Source organism: Marinomonas shanghaiensis (genome assembly GCF_003259175.1).
Lineage (GTDB): Bacteria > Pseudomonadota > Gammaproteobacteria > Pseudomonadales > Marinomonadaceae > Marinomonas > Marinomonas shanghaiensis.
This window is the reverse complement of the sequence record NZ_QGOK01000005.1, coordinates 315,000-333,666: the sequence shown is the minus strand read 5'-3', so window position 1 is coordinate 333,666 and position 18,667 is coordinate 315,000. Positions and strand designations below refer to the sequence as shown.

Sequence of the window (18,667 nt, the reverse complement as noted above, 5' to 3'; positions counted from 1 at the left end):
GCTTTTATCATAGACAACAAAACCCTTCTTAGACCAATGTCTAAAAAGACGAACAATAGCGAGCCTTGAACAAGCCGTAACTTGAGATAAGAAAATTAGCTAACCGAGTATCACGCTATTTCGACCCTGTGATTTCGCCAAATATAAGGCATTGTCTGCTCTCGACAGCAAAGAGTCCATGGTGTCGTGTTCCTGGTAGCTTGACACTCCAATACTGACACTGGTCGAAACAATGTTGCCCTCAACATTGATTGAATACGCATCGACTTTAGAGCGCAGAGACTCCATCAAAATGGAAGCGTCTTTTACATTGTGACAGGGCAAAATCACCAAAAATTCTTCGCCTCCCCAACGCCCAATCACACCAAAACCATCCATGACTCTTTGCATTAATTTTCCCAGTGCAATCAGCACATCATCGCCTACTTGATGGCCAAACTCGTCGTTTACTTTTTTAAAGTAGTCAATATCAATCATCGCGACAGCGAGATCCTCAATACGAACACCTTTTGACGATTCGTCCTCCTGCTGCTCATCAAAGGCTTGAGATAAACGCTTCATCATCATGCGTCGATTAGGCAGTTCGGTCAGAGGATCAATCAGTGACGTTTTCTCTAATTCAATATTAAGCTGTCTTAAACTACGCTGATAACGATCCGATATTCGGGTCATTTTTTCTAATTGGCGTAGATGTTTATCAAAACGTTCACTGAGGCTTCTTTCTCGTTGAATCATCATGTCTTGATACGAATCAGACAAGCGAGTTAAACGATCCATACGATCCCACTGATCTTGATTAATTTCCCATAGCTGCTTTAACGCCTTACTGGCAGGATGATCCCGATATTCAGGCACAGCTAAAATGTCATGAATGGTTTTTTCAAGCTCGGTGAAATCGGTCTTCATTTATTTGCCTATGATATTAAAGGGAAACGTACAGTCTTCTTTGAACTCTTCAGCCAACTCAGCGACGCGTTCGTTTTCTGCATCAAAGTACCAGTTGACCGCGACTTGACGACCTTTTTGGAAGGCGTCTTCCATTTCATCAAAGATGTCCATCATCACCTTAATACTGCTGGTGTTGAGATACAACAAGGTCAATTCCAGCGTCAGTGGTGACGCGGTTTCTTTCAAGTAGTCCATTACCCAAGCCACCATTGAGCTATAAAGCTCATAAGAATTCTCCGGATAAGAGTCGCCTTCCATATAGAGCGTTCCCTTTTGCCAATCGCCTTTTATGCTAGGAGAAGAAACCGTCCCTTCTATCACTAAATCATGCATTATCATTTTCTCAAATTTGTATACTTAGACTAAAATAAGCCGTTTCATCGCCAATGTCCTTCAATGATGCCTCCATAGGTTTTGATGATTTTCGCGCCATATCAATCAAACCCAATCCTGCGCCAGTCACAGCGCCCTCTTCACGAGGTTGACGAAGTTGCGCTTTATACGCCGCTTTCAACGCCACTTTATCCATTTTCGCAAGAGCTGCTACTCGTTCTACCAAGGCTTCTCCATCGGTTACACGGACAATATTCCCAGCGGCAACACGGTAGCAACCATCGTAATGACTAACAATCACGGTTGCCGTGTCCGCCCCTGGTAATTGCGATGAAGTGGCGTAATGACGAATATTTTGCGTCAACTCAATGTAGGCTGCAAACACATCTAAGGCGGATGCGGGTGATAACTGTTCTGACTTCAAATAATTTTTTAGCGCATTACCAATTTCTTCAATCAAACTGCGAGAAATAGGACCATTAAAACACAATAAAATATTGTCCTTTTCAAAGCGTTCTCTTAACCCATATAAATCCGGCGAACTCATCTCACCTCCCCTTATCAATGTGTGTTGTTGACGTCAAATCGAAAAAGCAGCAATGTAATATCGTCTCTTTGTGGCTGCTCTCCCATGTATTGATCTAAAGCAGATTCAAAAGATTCAGCTTGCTCTTTTAATGACAAAGCCGCATTGTCTTTGATCAAGGTTTCAAAACGTTGATTACCAAACCCAAAATTTTTCTCCCCACCCGATTGATCTAAAAAGCCATCGGTTGCCATGTAGTATGTCCAACCAGACATAGGCAAATCGGCATTTTCATACTCACCTTGACGACGGTCACCCAAAGCACGACGGCCCGCATTATACTTCACAAAGTCCATACCATTACTGCCATATAGAGCAATTTTAGCGCCAGAGAAACGTATAAAATCACCGTTTTTCGGGACAAAAACTAGACCAACATCGGCATTGGTAGCGACCTTATTGGCACTGATCTCTTCATTTAACATGGAGCGCAATGTTTCATCAATCAGCTTTAATAACGCGGCTGGATCTGCAATACCGACGCGAACAATAGAATAATCAATCGCGGCTCTGACTAACATGGTCATTAAGGCACCTGGGACGCCATGTCCTGCACAATCGACTATTCCCAATAAGAAGCCTTCATCAGTGGAATGAAAGACATAAAAATCCCCCCCCACCACATCTCTGGGCCGCCAAATGACACTGTGATCATCACCTAAAAAATGGCGCATCTGGCGATCAGGCAAAATGGATTTCTGAATCAAACTCGCATAATCAATCGAGGCGCCTATTTTGCGCTGGGCTGCCATTATTTTCTCATGGCTTTCTTCCAGCTCTGCGGTTCTTTCCTGTACCCTTTCCTCTAATTCCTGAGTGTGATTACGAACTTGCTGAGCCATTTTATTAAAGGTTTGACTCAAGTCGCCAATTTCATCGTTTCCCCCCACGTTAAATGACACCTCGTAGGAGCCACTGGCAATGGTTTTCGCTGACTGTTGCAACTGACGAATGGGCGCAATTAATAGGCGTTCTACCGCAAAACCAAAAACGATCAGCAGCAGTATTAACAACAACACAAACACACTCACCGCGGGTAACACGAGGCTGGAGTCAAAAATGCTCACATTAGCCAAATCGACATTAGTGACCACAAACCAGTCCAATAGGGGAAAATACACAAAAGACATGAGTTGCTTATGTCCACCTTGCTGAACACTCACTGTCACGACATTTGCCCCGCTGCTTCGGGCATTGGCTAAAGCGGCTTTTACGCTTTTTTTAGATGCCTCGTTGTCTAGCAACGCATAGATAGAGCTTTTTACAGAACGATTCGTCTGCACATTGTTAGCGACCAGCATTTCATTGGGGTGAATTTCGATCACTCCATCGGCGTTAATAATAAACGGGGTTACCCCTTGTACTTGGTTTTCAAGAAATTGCGCCACAAAGACATCTAACGAAAAGCCCGTTCCCGCCAAGCCTATAAATTGTCCTTGGTCACGCACAGGTACATTAATCCAGACCTTCATGACATTTAATACTTCATCATAGTTGACGTTAATATCAAAAGGAACTGTCGTCTGACGTGTTGAAAAGTACCAACTGTCCGCACTATTTTGGGCGCTTAGCGCGTATTTTGGTGTAAGAGATAAGCGGTTGTCTTGATCCGCAAAATAGTATTGTCCTGTCGCATCATTCACAATGAACATAGCATGATTTTGGAACGCATCGAGATACCCCTGCGTCTCTTCAAGCCAAGCGCTGCCCAGCAAAGGATCATCAGAGCGCTTCAACCAAGCCTTTACAACCGTTGAATTGGCAAAACGTTCGGCCAAAGCCACTTCTCTTGATACCGGTGTTAATATGCGCTGATAGTTTAACTGCGTAAAACTGTTCGCATAATTTGTGGCAGACAATTCCTGCCCTTTTTGTACAAAAGACCAACCAATAACCGCAATAATTAACAATGCAAAAAGGCAAGTGCTCGCCAAAGCAAACAGCGACTTACCACGCAATCCCCAACGGGCCATGCCAAAATTTCCTTCACTTATTAAATAAAAAATACTCTAAACATTAACTTGATATAGAAAAGAAAGGAGTAACATTTTGTAACCTTGTGCCCTATTTGCCCAACTCACGGGACAAAAGTTTTGGTTTATCGCACTCAAGTTCCCTCAAAAAAATATCTTTCAAAATCAACAATCTGAAAATTAAGTGCAAAATTCTCCAGACAAAGGCTTGACGAAGCTGAAATGTTATCGGTAACATCACCACTTAGTTACCGGTAACATATACCGAAAATCAAAGCACTTTCCTACAAACGGTTCTTAGAAAAAAAACAATAGGAAGCAATACCATGAATAAATTCAGCACCACCTTACTGACTGCCGCTATGGCTGGCGTCCTTTCTACCTCTGCTATTGCTGCGGATTATAAATTTAAGTTTCAATCCTCTGATCCAGCGGGTGATAAAAACTTCCAAGTTCAAAAAGAATGGACTCAACGCGTTGAGACAATGACAGGCGGTCGTGTGCAAATTGATTTGTTACCCGTTGGTAGTATTTTCAAACACACCGAAACATTAGACGGCATTAAAATGGGCATCTTAGATGGCCAGATTACGGCAACGGAATTCTTCTCTGGTAAAGATCCAGCCTTTGGTCTAATTGGTAACACAGTCGGCGCCTGGTCAAACACTCAACAACTCCTACAGTATGTTAACTACGGTGGCGGTTATGAGCTGATGAATGAGCTTTACGCACCATACGGTGTAAAATTCATCGGTGGCTCCACAACAGGCGTTGAGTCTTTAGTGTCTCGTGTTCCACTAGACAGTGTGGCGGATTTGAAGGGCTTAAAACTTCGCGCGCCTGAAGGTTTGGTGCAGCGAGTATTCGCTGCGGCGGGTGCCGCACCAGTAAACTTACCAGGTTCTGAAGTATTCACAGGCCTAAGCAAAGGTGTTATCGACGCGGCCGACTACACGGTTTTTTCTACCAACCAAAAAGCCGGTATGAATGACATCGCGACACACCCCGTTCAACCAGGTTTCCATTCTTTACCCTTGATCGACATTTCGATGAATAAGAAAAAATGGGACGCATTGCCAGCTGATATCCAAGCAATTCTAACCGTTTCAGTTCGTGACTTCTCTGAAGACATGACAACACAGTTGCGTATTGCTGACCAAGCAGCAGTCAAAGCGGCGAAAGCGGATCCAAACATTACAATTCATGATTGGTCTGCAGAAGAGCGTAAAAAATTCCGTGAGATTGCTCGTACTCAGTGGGCTGAATTTGCCAAAGGTTCTGCTAACGCACAGAAAGTGTATGACTCTATTACAAAATACCTAGAAGAGAATGATCTCCTCTAATCTGAGACAAACCTTTTAAACCAGCAAACAGGCGTCCAGCAATTGTAGATTGCTTCGACGCCTGATTTTCATTGGATTATGATCATGAAAAACGAAATTCATCCAGAGACGCCTGATAGCTCAGAACGCCCTAGAAATGCGCTAGATAAGGTGATTTTCACTTTTGGTAACAGCATAAGTCTATTGTTTCTTTTTACCGTAGCCATCTCTTTCTATGAAGTATTGATGCGCTATGTGTTCAATGCTCCCACTATGTGGGTACATGAAACAGCCTCTTTTCTCGGTGGTGTATTGTTTATTTATGGCGGCATTTATGCCCTATCAATCAACAAGCACGTTCGAGTCGTACTGATTTACGACCTTGTTTCTGACACCACACGTCGTTGGTTGAATGTTTTTCATCACATCATGGGGTTATTGTTTTCTGGACTACTGAGTTGGGCCGCTTATCAAATGGTACAAGACTCTTGGTTTACGCCATTAGGTGATCTACGTTTGGAAACCTCTGGATCCGCTTGGGACCCTGTTTTCCCTGCTTTGGTAAAAGGCATGGTTTTCGCCACCTTGTGCATCATGTTTGTGCAGTTTTCCTTGCACCTCATACAAGAATTAAACGGCTTAAGGAAACGTAAAGATGTTTGATTTGTCCGCAATAGGAATAGGCTACGGCAGCCTACTCATGCTTGGCTCTATGATTTTATTGCTGCTAACAGGCATGCAATTGGCCTTCGTTACCGCTTTGGTTGCACTGGTTTTTGCGATTGGTTGGTTCGGTGTGGGTGCCTTACCTCTGATTACCAGCCGTTTATACAGTTTTGTTGGCGACTATGTTTTCCTGGCCGTCCCCATGTTCGTCTTAATGGCGGCGTTATTAGATCGATCCGGCATTGCTCGCGATTTATTCGACGCCATGAAGGTCTTTGGTCGTAAACTCCGCGGTGGCGTGGCAATACAAACGTTATTGGTTGCTGTGGTTTTAGCGTCTATGTCGGGTGTGATTGGTGGCGAAACCGTTTTATTGGGTATTTTAGCTTTACCGCAAATGCTACGCCTTGGCTATAACCGCAAACTGGCTATCGGTACAACCTGTGCGGGTGGTGCCTTGGGTACCATGTTACCGCCCAGTATTGTCTTAATTATTTATGGTTTAACCGCCAGTGTTTCGATTGGCGACTTGTTTAAAGCCGCTTTTTTACCGGCTTTCATTCTAGCCTTTGCTTACATGGCATACGTGCTGATTTTGTGTCGTATCCATCCAGAATACGCCCCATTGCCTACAGCTGAAGAGCTCGCTGCAGACGAAGACATCAATTATTTCAAAGCGCTGCTATTTCCCTTACTCACCGTCATGATGGTATTGGGCAGCATTTACACAGGCGTCGCTTCGGTGACCGAAGCCTCTGCATTGGGTGTTGTTGGTATCCTTATTAGCGCGGCGATTCGCGGCGAATTGAATTTCGCGATGCTGAAAGACAGTGCTAAAGCCACCATGAGCACCTGTGGCATGATCATCTGGATTGGTATAGGCGCAACCGCCTTGGTGGGTGTTTATAACTTAATGGGCGGCATCGATTTCGTTGAAGAAATCATCTTGTCATTAAGTGGTGGCAGCGTCATGGGCACCATCATGATCATGATGATTATTTTGTTGGTATTGGGCATGTTCTTAGACTGGGTCGGTGTTGCGTTATTAACCATGCCGATCTTCGTCCCCATTATTACTGGTCTTGGCTTAGACCCGATCTGGTTTGGTGTGGTTTTCTGTCTCAATATGCAGGTTTCTTTCCTATCGCCACCTTTTGGTCCAGCGGCCTTTTATCTTAAATCTGTTGCGCCCAAAGACATCAGTCTCGGTGAAATTTTCAGCTCTTTATTGCCCTTCATCGGAATGCAGATCGCGGTACTTGCCTTGGTCATATTCTTCCCTGAGCTGGCCCTTTGGTGGAAATAACCCATTGTGACCATGCCGTTCAATACGGCTTTTTGAACGACACAGCCTTGCTGGTAACAGCAAGGCGATGAGGAAACCAGACGATGACAAAAAGAATTGTAGTATTAGGCGTATCAGGCTCAGGTAAATCTTTGATAGGCAAAAATATCGCCGACCAACTTGGTTATCCATTTTTTGATGGCGATGATTTTCATAGCCAAGCCAATGTGGACAAAATGCGTCAAGGAACACCGCTTACCGACGACGATCGTAAAGACTGGTTAGCAACCTTAAACACCTTGCTAATCAATACGCCAGCCGCTGTGGTGGCCTGCTCAGGTTTAAAACCAGAATACAGAGCCATGCTGCGAAATGGCTTAGACGATGTCACCATGATTTATCTAAAAGGCGACATTGATACCATTTGGCAGCGTCATCAAAAACGCAACGGCCATTATTTCAATGGTCGAGGCATGCTCGAAAGTCAGTTTGCCACCTTGATTGAGCCAACCGAAGACGAAGCTTTTGTGATCGATATATCTCAAGAAGCGGATGCCGTGCTAAAAGAAGCCCTAACACTTTTAACGAAAAATTAAACCAAAATAAGAAGCACAATCCAGTATTGTGCTTCTTTCGACATAAAAGTAAACACTCACTCTCGGTATGAATATTGTTGTCATTAATATAATGCCTCGCTAACCGCTACTTTTTGTTTCTAGCCATGAATGGCTTATGATAATGTTACGTGTAACAAAACATGGATACGTCACCGGTATGAAAAGCTCTAATACGAAAAATAAGCGCCCCACCTTACAAGACGTGGCAGATTTGGTTGGTGTCACCAAAATGACGGTGAGTCGTTTTCTTAGAAATCCCGATCAAGTCTCTGTGCCATTACAAACCAAAATCGCTGACGCATTAGAAAACCTAGGCTACATACCGAATCGAGCTCCCGATATTCTATCCAAATCAAAAAGTCATGCGATTGGCGTGCTGCTGCCCTCATTGACAAACCAGGTGTTCGCTGAAGTCATCCGCGGCATTGAATCAATACTGGAGCCCGCAGGTTATCAAACCATGCTGGCCCACTATGGGTACAGCAAAGAAGCAGAGGAATCGCGTATCGCCACCCTATTATCTTACGGTGTGGATGGTCTAATCATTTCTGAAAGTTACCACACCGAGCGCGTCAGAAAAATGCTCTCGGTTGCAGGCATACCTGTCATCGAAATCATGGACTCGGTGTCTCCGCCCATTGAACAAGCCATCGGTATAGACAACCAAGCGGCAGCGTACGCCATGACCGAATTCATGATCCAGCGAGGCCGACAAAAGATCGTCTATTTTGCTGCCCGTATGGACCAACGTACCCTCTTCAAAATTAAAGGTTACGAGAGCGCCATGCTCGACAACGGTTTAACGCCTTTGTGCTTAAAAACCAACAGCGCCTCCTCTTTCACATTAGGGGCGAAGTTTTTAAAAGACGCCTTACAGCAACAACCCGACACTGACGGTATTTTTTGTACCAACGACGATTTGGCCATTGGTGCACTCTATGCCTGCCAAAAAGCAGGGATTAAGGTGCCACAAGACATAGGCATTGCAGGATTTCACGGCCATGATATTTCGCGTGCCATGGTGCCCTTACTGGCCACGGTGGTCACCCCTCGAGAAGAAATGGGACGCCTCGCCGCCGAACATTTATTATCACGTTTACAAGGCAACCCGGTCTCTCAGCGAGTCATTAATTTGCCCTTCCAGCTCGAAGCCGGAGAAAGTATTTAATTTAGCCTACGGTTAAATCAATAAAAAGCAAAGACCTCGTTCGTGTCAGCCGCTCAAACAAAAGTGAACATTCGCCATCATGGTCAGGGTTTAGGATAAAACACTTCAAATATAATTGATAAGTGTTATCATTATTGCGTTTTTTATTCTCCTATTAGGCTGTACTATGAAGCGCGTTTTATCCATTACTCTCTCTGTTCTCGTTCTGTGTTTTTCTTTCTCTACAACCGCTTTGGCTGCCGCTGAAAACGCGGTTAACAATAGTGTAGAAGACAGTAAAGGTACTTTTAGTCTGGATTACATACCACAACGCATCGTCGTATTAGAGCTTTCCTTTGTCGATGCGCTGGCGGCGGTTGGCGTCAGCCCCGTGGGCATTGCCGATGACAAAGACCCAGACCGTATTTTAAAAGAAATTCGTGATGAAATAGGCGCTTGGACATCCGTTGGTACCCGCTCTCAGCCCAGCCTTGAAACCATTTCAGCCCTAAAACCGGATCTCATCATTGCCGATATTTCACGTCATGAAGGGGTGTATGCTGACTTACAAAAAATCGCACCCACTTTAATTTTGCCTTCACGTCGTGCCACCTATGAAGAAAACCTTCAAGCCACCGCTATTATTGGCAAAGCCATTGGCAAAGACCAAGAAATGCAAGCACGCTTAAAGAAACACGCCCAAGTCATGTCAGACTTTGCCCAGCAGCTACCAACGGGGAAAGAAGTGCAATTTGGCGTAGCGCGGGATGACGCACTGTTTTTGCATACTGCCGATTCTTATGCTGGCGGCGTCATTCGAGCCTTAGGCTTAAAAAATGCCAACACAGGCAGAAGCGATGATGCTTACCGTCAAACCAGCTTGGAGCAGTTCCTTGCGGTGAATCCTGACTACTTTATTGTTGGCAATTACGTTACGCCAAGTATTATCGATAAGTGGAAAAAAGAGCCGCTTTGGTCTGTGTTAAAAGCAGCCAAAAATCATCATATTTATTCCGTCAATCCCAATACTTGGTCTCGCTGCCGCGGCATTATTTCTGCAGAAACCATGGGGCAAGATCTCATCCGTGTCTTTAGCGCAAATCAATGATTTTTACACGTCTGCCTTTTATTGGACAATGCGTAATATTGCTGCTGTTTTTGCTGGTCTGCGGATGGATCAGCTTGTTCAGCTGGTCAGTCATTACCGTGACGCCGTTAGACGCGCTTCACGCTTTGTACAACATGAATGAAGACAGCATTGCTCAACATATTGTTCACGATTTACGCTTTCCCAGAGTATTAATCGGCATCATGGTGGGCGCCAACCTCGCAGCAGCGGGCGTTATCATGCAAGGTTTAACGCAAAATCCCCTCGCCTCTCCCTCTGTATTAGGTATCAATGCAGGCGCTGCGCTGGGCATGGCGACAGTGTCCAGCCTAGCCCCTTGGTTTGGCCTGCTCGGCACATCGGTTGCGGCTATGATTGGCGGTGGCGTTGCGTGGGCTTTTGTTATGCTGTTGGGCAGCGCATGGCGCAGTGGTAATGAACACGGCCGATTGGTGCTAGCCGGTGTCGCTATTTCAGCGTTGTGTGCCGCTTTAACCAAGGCGGTCATCATCATCGCGGAAGATCAAGCCGCAGGCGTACTTACCTGGCTAGCGGGCAGTTTGACTGATGCCAGATGGCAAACCTTCGACGCGTTATGGCCTGTTTGTCTAATAGGCTTAGTTGGGGCTATGCTGATTTCGCCGACGCTTAATCTTTTGCAGCTGGGCGATGACAATGCGAAAAATCTTGGTGTGTCTCTCATGTGGGTCAAACTAGGCGGCAGCTTTTTGGTCTTATTGTTAGTTGGCAGCGCCATCAGCAGCGTCGGTGCGATTGGCTTTGTCGGCTTACTGGTCCCGCATATGGCACGAATGCTGACAGGGCAAGATCATCGCAAATTTTTGCCTATTGCCATGATACTCGGCGCTTGCCTAGTGGTTTTATCAGATACCGTCAGTCGAGCTATTATTTATCCAGCAGAAACGCCAGCAGGCGCAATTTTGGCGCTCATCGGTGCGCCGTTTTTCATCTATCTCGTCCGCAAGAGGACCTTGTGATGGAGACGCGCTCACTGCCAATTTTATTACTTACCTTAGTAGCATTGCTGATCGCAAACCTCATGTTTGGCGCGGTGTCGCTTCCCTTTAAACAGGTCATAGAAGGGTTTCAGGTCGGTAACGCCAACTACTTCACAGTTCATGAATACCGTTTTCCTCGCACCATTCTTGCGATGTTAGTAGGCGCAATGATGGCGCTGGCAGGAGCCTTAGTACAAGGTGTAATTCGCAACCCATTAGCCTCACCAGATGTTCTGGGGGTCAGTCATGGTGCGGGATTGGCAGCTGTATTTTATATGACCTTTTTCCCCAATGCTGACATTGACTGGCTGCCGACCGTGGCGTTGTGTGGCAGCTTAATCGCTGCGCTGATGCTTTGGTGGTTATGTGGTCAACATAGCAGCACGATAAAACTGGCCATTACGGGGGTCGCATTAGCCGCATTATATGCCAGCTGTATCGATTTCCTCATGCTGGTTAAACCCTTAGAAATAAACAACGCATTACTGTGGCTAACGGGGAGTTTATGGGGACGCGGTTGGAATCAACTTGCCATGTTATTGCCTTGGCTACTACTCATTCCCTGTGCACTTTGGTTGGCAAAACCGCTCAATCTTATTCATCTTGGTGATGACAGTGCCATTAGTCTTGGTGTCAAAGCGAGCACATTGCGTTTGCTCTCACTCGCCATTGCCGTTGGACTCACCGCCTCATGCGTTGCAATTTGTGGCCCTATCGGTTTTTTAGGCTTAGTCGCTCCTCATTTGACGAGAAAGTTAGTGGGTGGACGCCATCAATTGCTTTTGCCCTCCACTATGTTAGTGGGTGCCATTTTGCTGCTGCTCGCCGATCTCGTGGCCCGAACAATCGACCCACCGATTGAATTGCCCGCTGGTATTATGACAGCCATTATCGGTGCCCCGTATTTTCTTTGGTTACTCTTTAGGACGAAATAATCCATGTCTCTTAGCACACATAACGTATCCGTTGGCTACCATGGAAAAGCCATCGTCAAACAGGTTGATTTGAGTATTCCTGAAGGCAAGATCATTGCTTTACTGGGTCCAAACGGCTGCGGCAAATCCACCTTACTCAAAGCCATGGCACGTATTCTTTCCCCTATAGAAGGCCAAATTCATTGGCAAGGAAAAAACATCCACCAGATGGCGTCAAAAAAATTGGCGCAACAGTTAGCTTTACTGCCACAAACGCAACCCATTCCAGAAGGCATCAAGGTAAAAGACTTAGTCGCTTATGGACGCAGCCCATACACGGGATTTTGGGGACGTATATCCAATGCAGATCAGCACATCATAGATAAAATGATGCAGCAAACTGGCGTTACTGAGCTTGCCGAGCAACTGGTCAGTGAACTGTCTGGTGGGCAACGCCAACGCGTTTGGTTGGCAATGACCTTGGCGCAGGATACTCCGTATTTATTACTTGATGAACCAACAACCTACATGGATTTGAGTCATCAAGTGGAACTCATGCACTTATTGCGTAAATTGAATTTACAGGGCAAAACCATCATCACAGTGCTTCATGATATCAACCAAGCGGCGCGCTATTGCGACCATCTCATCGTTATGAAGCAAGGGAAAATCGTCACTCAAGGCTCACCTGAGTCCGTACTCACAGAGTCTCTGCTGAAAGATGTTTTTTCGTTGAACGCACAAATCCACTTAGATCCAATCGCCAAAACGCCCATGTGTGTAGTGGAATAAAAAAATAAGATTCCACTGATAGGCATCCTTTAGCCTGCTATTTAAAGCAGTAATGCAAAGGCTTCGTCTTGGCTGATTACGGTGGCGTATTCACCATGTAGATTTGCCAATGACATAGCATGCACTTCATCGGCACTTCGTGACTGACCAAAAAAATCGTCTTTTTCAAAGGCAAAGCAGGCACTGCCCACCACATAAGTTTTAAAGCCCAAGTTTCCTGCGCTTCTCACTGTCGACTCGACTGAATTATTGGTACTGACACCAACCACAACTAAAGCCTGAACATCTTGTTCTTGCAGCCAAGCTTCAAGGTTCGTATGAGTAAAAGCATCAGGCACCGACTTCTCAATGACCTTCTCATCGAGCAGCGGTTGAAACGCATCTTGAAACAGTACCCCATCTTGCTCAGGCCAAAATAACGAACCAGGCTCAGTCGATAAATGACGAACATGAACAATAGGCGCATGATTTGCTCGCCAGTGGGCAAGCAATTCCGCGATGTGATGCTCTGCATTAGGGTTGTTACGCACACCCGCTTGCGGCCAAGACATGCCTTGTTGCATATCTATAATGATCAACACAATGGGGTTAGGCATGACTCACTCCTTGTGGATATACGCTTAATTCACGTCTTTGCTTTCTTGTTGATGGTTCTTTTCTCTCTCTCGTTGCTCAAGCGCTAATAATCGCTTTTGCTGATGGCGCAATCTGAAAAAGAAAACGACTAAACTCATGAACAATAAGAACGTCAGGTTACCAAGGAAATTCACTCGGTATTCCAGTGCATTCACGTGAGCCATCTTAGTAGCAAGAGACTGATAATCCCCCAATGAGGCCGTAGATAACTGCAGAATGGCCACGCTACGCTCTAATTCAACGACGGTTTTCGCGAGCGTCTTTTCATCCACTCCAACGCTTTGCTCTGCCATCGCAAACGAGACAAAACAGCTAAACAAGACACAAAACACTAATCGATACAACATAACATCCCCTTGGTATCACACCCATAAAATATCAATGGTAAATCAATTATTTCGTAAGCACACTTTATCTGCTTTTTTAGTCTAATACTGCCCACTGCTATAAATAAAATATTTATTTTCAAACATGCAAATGACAAAACAAAATAAATCCTTGAGCTACACTTTTACCTTAGCTTAATAATAAAGCCTAGCCACAAGATATAAGGATATTTGCCATGATACTCAATGTCACAACCGCAGCCAGACTTTGGCTATTTGCCACTATCGCCATACTAGGTTCCGCTTTAATTGGAGTAAGCGGTGTCCTCACCATTTCTTCCAGTGGTCAAACCACCCACAATAACCTCGAAACTATCCAATTACAGAGCAGCAACCTTTTGGCCATTGAAAACGCAAAAATGAATCTGCTTTTACAAGTTAAAGCCTTTAAAGATACCTTAATTAGAGGCAACGATCCGCTGAGTTATGAAAAATACAAAGCGGAATTTAAACAACATCGGGCTGACGTCAGCCATGATTTTGACGTTGCTAAAGCACTCATGCAGACACTGAATGTTAATACGAATAATTTAGACGCATTGGCAACATTACACACACAACTCAGCGACCAATACCAAATCGCATTAGATGCATTTGACCCCAAAGACAGTGCGGCAGGACAAAAAATAGACCGCATGGTTAAAGGCATAGACCGTCCAGCCTTGGCGGCCATGGACACACTCGTCGACACCTCTGAAAAGCAATACAGCACCTTGATAGCAGAACAATTAAGCTTTCTGGATGAGACAAGCCATACGGCATTAAACCGGTCTATCATCATCTGTGCTGTCATTGTATTACTGATTATTGTCTTAGCCCTTTGGATTAATCGTCATGTCATGAGCCAGCTTGGCGGTGATCCTGCTTATGCAGCAAACATTGTCAAAAGCATTTCAGAAGGTAACTTAACCACAAGCATACAGTTAAAATCCGACGATCAGACCAGCTTGCTCGCCCAAATGCATAAAATGCAGTTCGCACTTAGAGAAGTGATAGAACAAATCCGAGATGCCAGCCACTCCCTAGTGACGTCTTCTCAACAATTAGCCGCCTCATCGCACCAAGTTGCAGTCAGTAGTACGCAACAAAGCGATACCTCAACCACCATTTCCGCTTCTGTAGAGGAGCTAACCTATGGTATTAGTCAGGTATCAGGCAGTGCCGATGAAGCTCACCAGCTTTCCAGTAATGCTCGTGATGCCTCCTCTAATGGCGCAAAGCAATTGCAAAAAAACATCACTGATATCAAAAAAATTGCCCAATCGATTCAAGAAGCAACCCAATCTATTCATAAACTAGGGTCTCAATCGGATAAAATATACAGCGTAATTGGTGTCATCCAAGAAATTGCAGACCAAACCAATTTACTGGCACTCAATGCGGCAATCGAAGCCGCTAGGGCAGGTGAAACTGGAAGAGGATTCGCGGTTGTTGCCGATGAAGTACGCACCTTGGCAGAAAAAACAGGTCAATCAACCGCTGAAATATCCAACACAATCAACACCATTCAAAGTGATACTAAACTCGCAATAGCCGTAATGGAGAACAGTGCCAGTCAAATGCAGCCTATCATAGATGGTGTTGATGCAACCGGTGTTGCCATGCGTGAAATAGAGGACAGCACCAGACAAGTTTTAGACTCACTGGATCAGATCGCAATGATCCTAGCCGAGCAAAGTAAAGCAAGCAATGAGGTTGCACAAAGCGTCGAGGAAAGCGCTCAGCTCAACAGATCGAATAGCGAAGCCGTACATGAAGTTTCCAACGCCGCTCACCACCTAAAAGAGATCGCTCAAAGTTTAATAGTAAGCGTACAGCGATTTTCGATTTAATCGGTGTCCTCCAGCCAACCTAATAGTTGATCCTGTTAGGTTGGCTGGAGGACCTAAATCCTCCTACTCACAAGGAACTACACCATGTATAGAGAACGCTATACCTTAAAAGTGGAAATACTGCGATTTAGAGATTCCGCTTGTGCAGCAATTGACTGACTGGCTTTCGAATTTAACGCCACTGACTCCGTCGTATCTTCCGTAATTTCTCGAATTGTATCGACGTTTTTACTGATCTCATTAGCCGCAATCGTCTGCTGTTCAATGGCTGTTGAAACAGCACTCGCCATAGACGATATTTCTTGTACATCAAGAATGATCTGTTTTAGAACAACTCCCGTGGTCGCTGCTTCGTCACGGCTTAAAATACCATCTTGGCGACAATCTTCCATTAAAGTAACAATGCCTTTTGTGCGGCCTTGCAAGGTCACAATAATCTCAGAAATTTCTTCTGTCGCAGAATGGGTTCTACTGGCTAACGCCCTGACTTCATCGGCCACAACCGCAAAACCACGTCCTTGCTCACCCGCTCGTGCTGCCTCAATTGCCGCATTCAGTGCCAGCAAATTCGTCTGCTCAGCAATGCCTTGAATCACATTTAATACCGTGCCAATACTCTCACTTTCTTTCGCTAACGCACCAACCGTTTCGACAGAGCCTTCCAATCTGTCTGAAAGCTGACGTATACGATCAATCGCAGAGTTCACTTTTGACTGCCCTTCAATCGCACCTTCTTGAGTCAATAGAGCCTTCGATGCCGCCATTTCCATATTACGTGAGATGTCTTCTACAGTGCCAACCATTTCGGTGACCGATACCGCTACGAGATCTGTTTCCGCTCGTTGCTTCTGCGCATCGTCCGATGTTCTTGCCGCGTTTTGAGACAACTGAATGGTGGTTGCATTCATCTCTTTCACCGTGTGATTGGCATTGGCAATAACATGACTAAAATCAGCCAACATGTCATTGATGCTGGCAGCAACTAAGCCAATTTCGTCTTTCGCCGGTAAATCCACACGCAAGCTTAAATTGTGTGTCGTTTGAATCTCTCGCATCGTCACTTGGATGGTGCTCAATGCTGAATTAATCGTCCGGTTAATGACCCAAGCAACAAGCACGCCGAGCACAATAATAACGCCACACAAAATAGTCGTGATCATCATCGCAAAAGAGGCTTTTGCCTGAATAACAGCGGTTAATTGTGACGCTAAAGTATCAAGTGCAGTCTCCGTTCTATGAATGGATTCACGCATCGCCAACAACTTACCTTCTTGACTGTTCAAACCTAATGCTTTTTTCCCGTCTGCGTATTGGTTAAAACCCTGACGATATTGTTCAGCAAGCGATACCAGTAACGAGACTTTGTCCTCAGGCAGTGAAGCTGTTTGCAAGTCACTTTCTAATCGGTCTAAGGTTTGATTAAACGTGGTGATGTACTTAGGATCTTGGCGCAACATAAAGTCCTTTTCATGGCGACGAAGTTGCAACATAGTAACTAATAATGCATCCTGATTTAACGCAGACAATTCACTTTCTATATTGTGTACTGCTCTGCGTAATTGTCCTTGTAGCCCTGTCTCTGGTGTTAACCCAAGCGTTTCAGAAGCCGACACGACCGACGTAAAGCTCGTTTGGTATTCTTTAAAATACACCATGAGTTCCCGCAGAATATTTGTCTCGATGTCGAACTCGTTCATCACATTTTCAAGCAAAACTTGATCGTCAAGAAGAGACGTCATTGTCTCGTTAAATTTTGTCTCATAAGACAGATCAAGACGGGCAAGGAAGTCTTTTTCGTTACGACGCAACGTCAGCATGTCCACTTCCTGTTGCGAGACTAGGCTCTTGGCATACGTTAGTTTTTCAAGACTGCTCTGGGTGTTGTAAAAAAGTCCCAACATGGCGACCAGCGCCACAACAAGCAAAGTCGTATTCAGCATTAATTTGTGTTTTATAAGCACAAGAGGTTCCTATCATTCAAAAAATTTTCCTTCTCATATAAAACTCAATCCTTAGTCATAATATGATAATCAAAAAGGGCCAGAAGATCCTGTACCCACACAAATCCCTAAAAAACATCACAGCTTTTAACATTGCCATCCAAGACTTGTTACAAAACCCATTTTCACATTAGAACCGAGCAAACGAAGTTTTCATAAAATCTAACAGCAAGCGAAGCTTTTTAGACTCTGCGGTGCCCGGTGGAAAAACGGCATACACGTCAATTCCTGTACATTTATAATCTGGTAAAATTCGCTCCAGACTGCCGTTAGCGATACGAGGTAATGCGTCGTACATGGGAATTCGTCCAATGCCATTGCCGCCTTCTAAAAAAATGGTTCTAGCGGCTGCATTGTTGGTGCTCACCGCGCCACGCACGGACAAGCTAAACGACTTGGAACCCTGACTAAGATGCACTGTGTTCGCTGCTGGTGTATAGACGACCCAATCATGATCATAAAGTTCTTCCGGCTGTGTTGGCTTGCCACGACGACGAAAATACTCTGGCGAACCACATAAGCAAGTTTCAAAAGTTTTTAACTTACTGGCTTGAAGTCCAGAGTCTAGTAGGGGCGCACCGCGAATCGCCAAATCAATACCGTCTTTCATGATGTTAACGACTTCGTCACTCAGCGACACATTTAGTTCAATTAATGGGTAAAGTCGTCGAAACTCATTCAGCGCTGGCACAATCACCTGTAACCCCAAATTCACTGGACAAGAGATCTTCAGCTTCCCTTCAGGCTCTTGTTTGGCCTTTTCTATTTGTAAGTTCGCTTCATGAGCCTGAAAGGCAATCGCTCGACAACGCTGGTAATAGGCTTCGCCCGTTTCAGTTAATGACAAAGAACGCGTGGTACGATTCAGCAGTTTTACGCCCAGTTGCTCTTCTAACTTTTTCAGGTGATAACTCACCACACCGCGGGAAATCCCCATGAATTTTGCCGCAGCCGTTAAACTGCCTTGCTCCACGACTTGGGCAAACACCACCATACTTTTTAATTGCTCAAACGAGATTTCCATCGTGAGGACTCTTTTTCTATAGACAACAAAGACGACACCAATTGTATCAATTATTAGATCAATGAAGTCAAAAACCTTC

Annotated in this window: 18 protein-coding genes; 10 read left to right on the top strand and 8 right to left on the bottom strand. The window is 45.0% G+C overall.

Translation table 11 applies throughout. From position 1 onward, the window contains the following. Positions 1–99: 99 nt before the first annotated feature. The 4 genes from DKT73_RS05370 to siaA are packed head-to-tail and all read right to left on the bottom strand — an operon-like array spanning position 100 to position 3,840. Complete coding sequence (locus tag DKT73_RS05370; RefSeq protein WP_111637538.1) at positions 100–906, bottom strand: diguanylate cyclase; 807 nt, start codon at positions 904–906, stop codon at positions 100–102. Continuing rightward, on the bottom strand, positions 907–1,281 hold the full coding sequence (siaC, locus tag DKT73_RS05365) for a biofilm regulation phosphoprotein SiaC (protein ID WP_111637537.1): 375 nt from the start codon (positions 1,279–1,281) through the stop codon (positions 907–909). A 10-nt stretch (positions 1,282–1,291) separates the two neighbouring features. After that, positions 1,292–1,828, bottom strand: coding sequence for a biofilm regulation protein kinase SiaB (gene siaB, locus DKT73_RS05360; protein ID WP_111637536.1), 537 nt, complete (start codon positions 1,826–1,828; stop codon positions 1,292–1,294). 14 nt (positions 1,829–1,842) lie between these two features. Beyond that, positions 1,843–3,840 carry a biofilm regulation protein phosphatase SiaA gene (gene siaA / locus DKT73_RS05355; protein ID WP_111637535.1) on the bottom strand — a complete coding sequence of 666 codons (1,998 nt, stop codon included), beginning with the start codon at positions 3,838–3,840 and terminating at the stop codon, positions 1,843–1,845. Between the two features lie 326 nt (positions 3,841–4,166). On the opposite strand from siaA, the gene DKT73_RS05350 reads away from it, so the two are divergent. The 9 genes from DKT73_RS05350 to fecE all read left to right on the top strand — a co-directional run bounded on the left by DKT73_RS05350 (position 4,167) and on the right by fecE (position 12,710). Then, positions 4,167–5,183, top strand: coding sequence for a TRAP transporter substrate-binding protein (locus DKT73_RS05350; protein ID WP_111637534.1), 1,017 nt, complete (start codon positions 4,167–4,169; stop codon positions 5,181–5,183). An 84-nt stretch (positions 5,184–5,267) separates the two neighbouring features. Further along, positions 5,268–5,825 (top strand): TRAP transporter small permease subunit, encoded by a 558-nt coding sequence (locus DKT73_RS05345; protein WP_232827790.1) that lies wholly within the window; start codon positions 5,268–5,270, stop codon positions 5,823–5,825. Next, the gene (locus DKT73_RS05340) at positions 5,818–7,134 is read left to right on the top strand and encodes a TRAP transporter large permease (RefSeq protein ID WP_111637532.1); all 1,317 of its coding nucleotides are present in this window, start codon (positions 5,818–5,820) and stop codon (positions 7,132–7,134) included. The genes DKT73_RS05345 and DKT73_RS05340 overlap by 8 nt, the downstream gene beginning before the upstream one ends. Positions 7,135–7,217: 83 nt before the next feature. Then, on the top strand, positions 7,218–7,709 hold the full coding sequence (locus tag DKT73_RS05335; RefSeq protein ID WP_111637531.1) for a gluconokinase: 492 nt from the start codon (positions 7,218–7,220) through the stop codon (positions 7,707–7,709). 178 nt (positions 7,710–7,887) lie between these two features. Beyond that, entirely contained in the window at positions 7,888–8,898 is a 1,011-nt protein-coding gene (gene gntR / locus DKT73_RS05330) for a gluconate operon transcriptional repressor GntR (RefSeq protein WP_232827789.1), read from the top strand. Between the two features lie 166 nt (positions 8,899–9,064). Continuing rightward, complete coding sequence (locus DKT73_RS05325; protein ID WP_111637529.1) at positions 9,065–9,985, top strand: Fe(3+) dicitrate ABC transporter substrate-binding protein; 921 nt, start codon at positions 9,065–9,067, stop codon at positions 9,983–9,985. Further along, the gene (locus DKT73_RS05320) at positions 9,982–10,983 is read left to right on the top strand and encodes an iron chelate uptake ABC transporter family permease subunit (protein ID WP_111637528.1); all 1,002 of its coding nucleotides are present in this window, start codon (positions 9,982–9,984) and stop codon (positions 10,981–10,983) included. Before DKT73_RS05325 ends, DKT73_RS05320 begins: the two co-directional genes overlap by 4 nt. After that, a complete protein-coding gene (gene fecD, locus DKT73_RS05315) occupies positions 10,983–11,939 on the top strand; it encodes a Fe(3+) dicitrate ABC transporter permease subunit FecD (RefSeq protein WP_111637527.1) in 957 nt (318 codons plus the stop codon). The genes DKT73_RS05320 and fecD overlap by 1 nt, the downstream gene beginning before the upstream one ends. Positions 11,940–11,942: 3 nt before the next feature. After that, positions 11,943–12,710 carry a Fe(3+) dicitrate ABC transporter ATP-binding protein FecE gene (fecE, locus tag DKT73_RS05310; protein ID WP_111637526.1) on the top strand — a complete coding sequence of 256 codons (768 nt, stop codon included), beginning with the start codon at positions 11,943–11,945 and terminating at the stop codon, positions 12,708–12,710. A 41-nt stretch (positions 12,711–12,751) separates the two neighbouring features. Here fecE and DKT73_RS05305 read toward each other — a convergent pair whose 3' ends face one another. Both DKT73_RS05305 and DKT73_RS05300 read right to left on the bottom strand, forming a co-directional pair. Beyond that, positions 12,752–13,306, bottom strand: coding sequence for a cysteine hydrolase family protein (locus tag DKT73_RS05305; protein WP_111637525.1), 555 nt, complete (start codon positions 13,304–13,306; stop codon positions 12,752–12,754). Positions 13,307–13,330: 24 nt separating this feature from the next. After that, positions 13,331–13,693: a hypothetical protein gene (locus tag DKT73_RS05300; protein WP_111637524.1), complete on the bottom strand. Its 363-nt coding sequence runs from the start codon at positions 13,691–13,693 to the stop codon at positions 13,331–13,333. A gap of 215 nt (positions 13,694–13,908) precedes the next feature. On the opposite strand from DKT73_RS05300, the gene DKT73_RS05295 reads away from it, so the two are divergent. Beyond that, positions 13,909–15,564 (top strand): methyl-accepting chemotaxis protein, encoded by a 1,656-nt coding sequence (locus tag DKT73_RS05295; protein WP_111637523.1) that lies wholly within the window; start codon positions 13,909–13,911, stop codon positions 15,562–15,564. A 98-nt stretch (positions 15,565–15,662) separates the two neighbouring features. Here DKT73_RS05295 and DKT73_RS05290 read toward each other — a convergent pair whose 3' ends face one another. Further along, positions 15,663–17,525: a methyl-accepting chemotaxis protein gene (locus DKT73_RS05290; protein WP_157959157.1), complete on the bottom strand. Its 1,863-nt coding sequence runs from the start codon at positions 17,523–17,525 to the stop codon at positions 15,663–15,665. Between the two features lie 169 nt (positions 17,526–17,694). After that, a complete protein-coding gene (locus DKT73_RS05285; RefSeq protein WP_111606693.1) occupies positions 17,695–18,588 on the bottom strand; it encodes a LysR family transcriptional regulator in 894 nt (297 codons plus the stop codon). Between the last annotated feature and the right edge of the window lie 79 nt (positions 18,589–18,667).

Bases quoted from the DNA above. Each gene is read 5' to 3' on its own strand.
- DKT73_RS05370 (WP_111637538.1), bottom strand. From the start codon at position 906: ATGAAGACCGATTTCACCGAGCTTGAAAAAACCATTCATGACATTTTA.
- siaC (WP_111637537.1), bottom strand. From the start codon at position 1,281: ATGCATGATTTAGTGATAGAAGGGACGGTTTCTTCTCCTAGCATAAAA.
- siaB (WP_111637536.1), bottom strand. From the start codon at position 1,828: ATGAGTTCGCCGGATTTATATGGGTTAAGAGAACGCTTTGAAAAGGAC.
- siaA (WP_111637535.1), bottom strand. From the start codon at position 3,840: ATGGCCCGTTGGGGATTGCGTGGTAAGTCGCTGTTTGCTTTGGCGAGC.
- DKT73_RS05350 (WP_111637534.1), top strand. From the start codon at position 4,167: ATGAATAAATTCAGCACCACCTTACTGACTGCCGCTATGGCTGGCGTC.
- DKT73_RS05345 (WP_232827790.1), top strand. From the start codon at position 5,268: ATGAAAAACGAAATTCATCCAGAGACGCCTGATAGCTCAGAACGCCCT.
- DKT73_RS05340 (WP_111637532.1), top strand. From the start codon at position 5,818: ATGTTTGATTTGTCCGCAATAGGAATAGGCTACGGCAGCCTACTCATG.
- DKT73_RS05335 (WP_111637531.1), top strand. From the start codon at position 7,218: ATGACAAAAAGAATTGTAGTATTAGGCGTATCAGGCTCAGGTAAATCT.
- gntR (WP_232827789.1), top strand. From the start codon at position 7,888: ATGAAAAGCTCTAATACGAAAAATAAGCGCCCCACCTTACAAGACGTG.
- DKT73_RS05325 (WP_111637529.1), top strand. From the start codon at position 9,065: ATGAAGCGCGTTTTATCCATTACTCTCTCTGTTCTCGTTCTGTGTTTT.
- DKT73_RS05320 (WP_111637528.1), top strand. From the start codon at position 9,982: ATGATTTTTACACGTCTGCCTTTTATTGGACAATGCGTAATATTGCTG.
- fecD (WP_111637527.1), top strand. From the start codon at position 10,983: ATGGAGACGCGCTCACTGCCAATTTTATTACTTACCTTAGTAGCATTG.
- fecE (WP_111637526.1), top strand. From the start codon at position 11,943: ATGTCTCTTAGCACACATAACGTATCCGTTGGCTACCATGGAAAAGCC.
- DKT73_RS05305 (WP_111637525.1), bottom strand. From the start codon at position 13,306: ATGCCTAACCCCATTGTGTTGATCATTATAGATATGCAACAAGGCATG.
- DKT73_RS05300 (WP_111637524.1), bottom strand. From the start codon at position 13,693: ATGTTGTATCGATTAGTGTTTTGTGTCTTGTTTAGCTGTTTTGTCTCG.
- DKT73_RS05295 (WP_111637523.1), top strand. From the start codon at position 13,909: ATGATACTCAATGTCACAACCGCAGCCAGACTTTGGCTATTTGCCACT.
- DKT73_RS05285 (WP_111606693.1), bottom strand. From the start codon at position 18,588: ATGGAAATCTCGTTTGAGCAATTAAAAAGTATGGTGGTGTTTGCCCAA.